This window comes from Pseudomonas sp. (assembly GCF_050739655.1).
GTDB lineage: Bacteria > Pseudomonadota > Gammaproteobacteria > Pseudomonadales > Pseudomonadaceae > Aquipseudomonas.
This window is the reverse complement of sequence record NZ_JBOIBY010000710.1, coordinates 1-1,767: the sequence shown is the minus strand read 5'-3', so window position 1 is coordinate 1,767 and position 1,767 is coordinate 1. Positions and strand designations below refer to the sequence as shown.

Below are 1,767 nucleotides of genomic sequence, written 5' to 3'. Positions count from 1 at the left end.
CGAGTGCGCCGATGAGCGCTTCTTCGGCGAAGTCGGACGCCCCGGCGTCAAGAAACGCGAGCGCGGCTTCGGCTTTGATGCGCGCGCGCGCTGTTGCATCGCCGGCTTGCGGTCGGTCGGAAAGCGTCATCAGGCGGACCGCGCCAAGGCGCGGGAAACCGGCCGCGATATCGGCGATCGCAAGGCAATGCTGCGCCGCTGGCCCGCCGCCCTCAAGCGCCCATTGCTGGGCCGCGATGCGGCCGATCTCGACATCTTCTTCAATCAGCTTGATGCAGTCGACATAACGCGGATTGGCGCCCTCAACCTCCGCCGCCGCGGTCAGATAGGGCGCAAGATAAGGCGCCTCCGGCGTCAACGCGAACAAAAGGGCGGCGAGAAGCGACATAAGGCGATCCTAAACCGGATGAGTGCGGCGGAAAAGCGGCGGGGTGGGTTGGTGATGCTAGGTGTTTAGTCCCGGCATGTCCTGCAACGGATTCAGTTTGAATCTTTTCGGCTCCGTCGTCCAGCATTTACAGATGCACTCGTAAGGCGTGAGGCCCTTTAGCCTCTTCAGGCGCTTGGCGAAGTTGTAGGCGTCAATGAACGACTGAAGGTGTGCGCGGAGCTGCTTGTGGCTGCCGTAATGGTACCGTTTGACGGTCGCTTCCTTGATTGTCCGGTTCATTCGCTCGACCTGACCGTTCGTCCAAGGATGATAGGGCTTCGTCAGTCGATGCTCGATGCCGTTGTCGCGGCAGCGCATGTCGAACATATGCGACACGCAGGTCGCCGTGGGGCCGTCTCGGTATCTTGGCGGGAAGGTGAACTGGATGCCGTTGTCGGTGAGAACCGTGTGGATCTTGTAAGGAACGGCCTTGATCAGCGCGACCAGGAAAGCTGAAGCAGTCTTGCGATTGGCTTTATCGACGAGCTTAGCGAAGGCGAACTTCGATGTGCGGTCGATCGCGACATACATATAAAGCTTGCCTTCCTCAGTGCGGACTTCGGTAATATCGATGTGGAAGTATCCGATCGGATAGACTTTGAACTTTTTCTTCGGCTTCTTGTCGCCTTCCACTTCGGGAAGGCGCGATATCTCATGGCGCTGAAACAGTCGATGCAGGCTTGACCGCGTCAAACAGGGGATCGTCGATTGCAGCGCGTAAAGGCAATCGTCGAGCGGCAACAGCGTATGCTTGCGAAAGGCGACGCAGGCCGCTTCTTCTTCTGGCGTTAAAACCGTTGAATGGACCTCTTTCGGTCCCATTGCGGCGTCATGCGTGAACGCGCGCTTCCTCCACTTTTGCACCGTCTTCGGGTTGATCCCGTGACGTGCTGCGAGAGCTCTCACGCTCTCTTGACTATCTTGTATTGCTCGACGGACCGCCTCTGTCGTCGTGGCGCTGCCGTGAAGTATCTGTCCCATAGCCAATCCCTTGCTGCGGTCGATAAAACCGTGCCAGGATTCGCCGGGACTAAACACCTAGCGCGCGTCGATGTCCTTCTGCGCCGCGCACTTGGGATTGGCCCATATCTCGTTCGCCGATTTGCCGCCCTTGATCGCCGCCTTCTCCCCGTCGGTCAGACGCTGTTTTGGCGCGGCAACGAGGCTCGCATCCACGATCTGCCCGTGCGTCGCGCGATAGCCCGACGCCGTGATCGCGGCGTCAAAAGCGGCAAACAGCGCCTCGATCGCGCCGGCCTCCTTCAGCGCCTCGCGGAACGTCCAGATCGTGTTGCGGTCCGGCGCTTTATCACCGAGACCAAGGCCCAGGAACCGCA

The 1,767-nt window shown here is 59.8% G+C and carries 2 protein-coding genes and 1 pseudogene; all 3 read right to left on the bottom strand.

Annotated elements, in window-relative coordinates; all coding sequences use genetic code 11:
* Positions 1–388 (bottom strand): hypothetical protein (locus tag ACRESJ_RS33745; RefSeq protein WP_431761749.1); only part of this gene is annotated, 388 nt, incomplete at its 3' end.
* Between the two features lie 57 nt (positions 389–445).
* Complete coding sequence (locus ACRESJ_RS33740) at positions 446–1,411, bottom strand: IS481 family transposase (RefSeq protein ID WP_431761748.1); 966 nt, start codon at positions 1,409–1,411, stop codon at positions 446–448.
* Positions 1,412–1,471: 60 nt separating this feature from the next.
* Positions 1,472–1,767: pseudogene (locus tag ACRESJ_RS33735) on the bottom strand (transposase); the annotation flags it as partial.

Bases quoted from the DNA above. Each gene is read 5' to 3' on its own strand.
- ACRESJ_RS33740 (WP_431761748.1), bottom strand. From the start codon at position 1,411: ATGGGACAGATACTTCACGGCAGCGCCACGACGACAGAGGCGGTCCGT.